At 72.9% G+C, this 3,534-nt stretch carries 2 protein-coding genes; both read right to left on the bottom strand.

Features of this window, described 5'->3' with window-relative positions; all coding sequences use genetic code 11:
- Positions 1-48 precede the first annotated feature (48 nt).
- Complete coding sequence (locus FHX44_RS31975; RefSeq protein ID WP_147259179.1) at positions 49-1,812, bottom strand: ABC transporter ATP-binding protein; 1,764 nt, start codon at positions 1,810-1,812, stop codon at positions 49-51.
- Positions 1,812-3,533 (bottom strand): ABC transporter ATP-binding protein, encoded by a 1,722-nt coding sequence (locus FHX44_RS31970; protein WP_147259178.1) that lies wholly within the window; start codon positions 3,531-3,533, stop codon positions 1,812-1,814. The genes FHX44_RS31975 and FHX44_RS31970 overlap by 1 nt, the downstream gene beginning before the upstream one ends.
- Position 3,534 lies beyond the last annotated feature (1 nt).

Here is a 3,534-nt window from a genome sequence, read left to right as displayed (position 1 = left end):
GCCAGTCCCACCTCGTCCTCTCGGGAGGGTCCTTTCGGAGGGCGCTCGTCAGTCGGCTACGGCGGTGGCCCGCGACCGCCACGCACCCCACAGCTCGGCGTACCGTCCGCCGGCCGCGAGAAGTTCGGAATGGGCGCCTGCCTCGACGATGCGTCCGTGTTCGAGCACGATCACGCGGTCGGCGGCCGCCGCCTGGGTCAGCCGGTGGGCCACGATCAAGGTCGTGCGGCCGGCCGTCGCGGCCGCCGCGGCCAGCTCCAGCCCGCGCGCGCCGAGGCTGCCCGCCTCCGCGGTCGCCTCGTCGAGGATCGCCACGCCCGGATCACGCAGCACCAGCCTGGCGAGCGCGAGCTGTTGCGCCTGGGCCGCCGTGAGGGTGCGTCCGCCCTCCCCCACCCGCGTCTCGATGCCCTCGGGCAGCGCGTCGACCCAGCCGAGCGCGTCGACGCACGCCAGCGCCGCGCGCACATCGTCCGCCGTGGCGTCCGGACGCGCGAGCCGGAGGTCGTCGACCAGCGGCCCGGCGAACACGTGGACCTCCTGGCTGACGATCGCCACCTGGGCGCGCAGCTGGTCCGAGGTGAGCTCGCGCAGCGCGACCCCGCCCAGGCGCACCGAGCCGCCCGTGGGGACGAGCAACCCGGCGGCGATGGCCGCCAAGGTGGTCTTCCCCGCCCCCGTGGACCCGACGAGGGCGACCCGCTCCCCCGCCTCGATCCGCACGCTCACCCCGTAGAGCACCGGAATGCCCGGTTCGTAGCCGAACTCGATGTCCCGCAGCTCCAGGGAGGAGTCCTCGGGGGTGTGGGCCACGCGGAGCGCAGCGGGCGCCTCCTCCGGGATGCTCACCACCCCGACCAGCCGAGCCAGGCCCGCGCCTGCCGACTGCACCTCGTCGAAGCTGTGCAGCACCGTGCCGACCGGATCGAAGAGCCGGTGGAACAGCAACGCGGCCGCGGTCGCCGCGCCGACCGTGACCAGGTCCCCGCGGACCAGCACGAAGCCGACGATCAGAATCACCGACAGGCCCACGAACTCGGCGCGGTTGGTGCGTCCCACGAACCGGGTGAACAGCGTCACGATCCCGATCGAGAGGTCCCGCGCGCGGACGGCGGCGGCGTCGATCTCGGTGAGGTGCCGCCGTTCCAGGCCGTAGGCGTGCACGGTCCTCGCCCCGAGCATGCTCTCCATCAACGCCTGCGACCGGGCCGCGACCGCCTTGCGCTGGTCGGCGTACATCGGAGCCGACCGCGGCAGGTACCACCGCAGGCCGAGGACGTACAGCGGGACCGCGGCCAGCCCGGCGAGCCCGAGCCGCCAGTCCAGTCCCGTCATCGCGACGATGCCGAGCACCGCCACCAGCAGCGAGGAGATGACCTTCGGCAGGACCTCCGTGACGGCCCGGCCGATCGTGTTGACGTCGTCGCCGATCCGCGACAGGAGATCGCCCTTGCCGGCCTTCTCGATCACCGCGGTCGGCAGCGTCAACGCCCGCTGCACGACGCGCTCGCGCAGCGTGGCCAACACCGTCTCGCCGAGCCTCGTCGTGAGGTACGTCGCCGCCGCTGAGCTGATGCCGCCGACGACCGCGGCGACGACCAGGACGATCGAGATGGTCACGAGCGACGACGCCGGTTCCTGGCCGCGGACGCGGTCGACCAGCTGGCCGAAGACGTACGCCGGCAGCACGGCCGCGGCCGCCGCGACGATGCCGATCATCAGGGTGCCGACGGTCAGCGCGAGATGGTGGCGCAGCTCGGCGAACAGCCACGACCACGACTCGCGAGGCCCGGCGACGGGGAGCAGGGTCATCAGCGGAGCACCGCCTTCCGGTACTCGCTGTCCTGGTCGACGAGCTCGTCGTGGCTGCCGGTGGCACGCACGGCGCCGCCGTCGATCATGACGATCCGGTGGGCGGTGGCGAGCAGGATCGGGCTGCAGGTCACCAGCACCGTGGTGAACGTCTGCCCGGGCCCGTGCCGCAACCGGGACAGACCGCGGGCGATCGCGTGTTCTGTCACCGAGTCGACGGCGGTGGTGGGGTCGTGCAGCACCAGCACCGGAGGCCGGGCGAACAACGCCCTGGCGAGGGCCAACCGCTGCCGCTGCCCACCGGACAGGCTGGTGCCCCGCTCCGACACCTCGGTGTCGAGCCCCCCGGTCTGGGTGCTCACGACGTCGTCCGCGGCCGAGGCGCGCAGCGCCCTCTCGAGGAAGGTGCTGTCGAGGAGGGCGGGATCGCTGGTCGGTGCGTCGCCGACGAGGATGTTCGAACCGACCGTTCCGGTGAAGATGTCCGTGTTGTGCGGCTCGACCAGCAGTGCCGCGCGCGCCGCGCGATGCTCGACGGAGGCCAGGTCGACCCCGCCGACCGCGATGGTGCCGCGGTAGTCCTCCGGCGGGACCTGCCCGGACAGCGCGGTGACCAGCGCCTCCGCGTCGGCCGCCTGTGGTGCGACGACACCGACGAGCTCGCCGGGCCGCACCGACAGGTCGAGGCCGTCGATGCTCCGGTAGCGCAGGTCCACGATGTCGAGGCCGTGGGGCGGGGCGTCGAGGGCGCGCCGCCCATCCGGAACGAGCGGCGGCGCCGACAGCACCAGCGCGACCCGGTTGGCCGACGCCCTGGCCTCGGCGACCCAGCTGGGCACGACGGTCAGCTGGACGAGCGGTTCGACGAGGAACTGGGCGAGCCCGATCACCGTGACGAACTGCCCGATGCTGAGCGCGCCGTCGAGCGCCAGCAAGCCCGCGGCGATGGCGATCCCTGCGGCCAGGAGGTTGCTGATGGTCGTCGAGATCCCCTCGAACCCGCGTTGGGTGCGCGCCGCACGCAGCGTTGCCCGCAACGATCGCCTGCTCACGTCCCGATACCGCTGGGTGGCCGCGTCCTGCGCTCCGATACCGCGCAGCGGCCGCAGGCCCGAGACCAGGTCGGTGGCCACCGAGGCGGCCTCGCCCGCCGACTCCTGCTGGTGCTGGATCCGGCGCGTGATGAGCGGGGTGCCGAGGTGCAGGAGCACCAGCACCAGCGGCGTGCCGACCACCACGGCGAGGCCGAGCGGGACGTTGATCACCAGCAGGGTGATCGCGCACACCGCCGTCGCCGTCACCGAGGCGACGATCCGGGGGATGTAGTCCAGCAGGTACGACGCGTTGTCGGCGTCGCTGCTCGAGATCGTCAGCAACTCGCCGGAGCGCAGGTCGGATCGGATGCCGCGCGGCTGCAGGATCTTCCCGGCGACCTCCACGCGCAGGGCGCACCCCTCACCCGCCTCCGCGTAGGTCAGCAGGCGTGCGCCGAACCGCCACATGAGCGACAGCACCACGAACAGGACCGCCAGCACCGCGACCCAGAAGACCAGCGCCCCGACGTCACCCGTGGCGACCGCCCGGTCGATGATCACGCCGATGACCACGGGGACGAGCGCCTCGCAGATCTGGTGCCCGCCGTACATCGCCGACCCCGTGGTCAGCCAGCGCCGGTTGCGGCGGATCCCGTCGAGCAGAACACGTGAACCGGTCGTCGCCATG

The organism is Pseudonocardia hierapolitana (genome assembly GCF_007994075.1).
Taxonomy (GTDB): domain Bacteria; phylum Actinomycetota; class Actinomycetes; order Mycobacteriales; family Pseudonocardiaceae; genus Pseudonocardia; species Pseudonocardia hierapolitana.
Note: the sequence above shows the minus strand (reverse complement) of the source record. Positions and strands in the feature narration are given on the sequence as shown.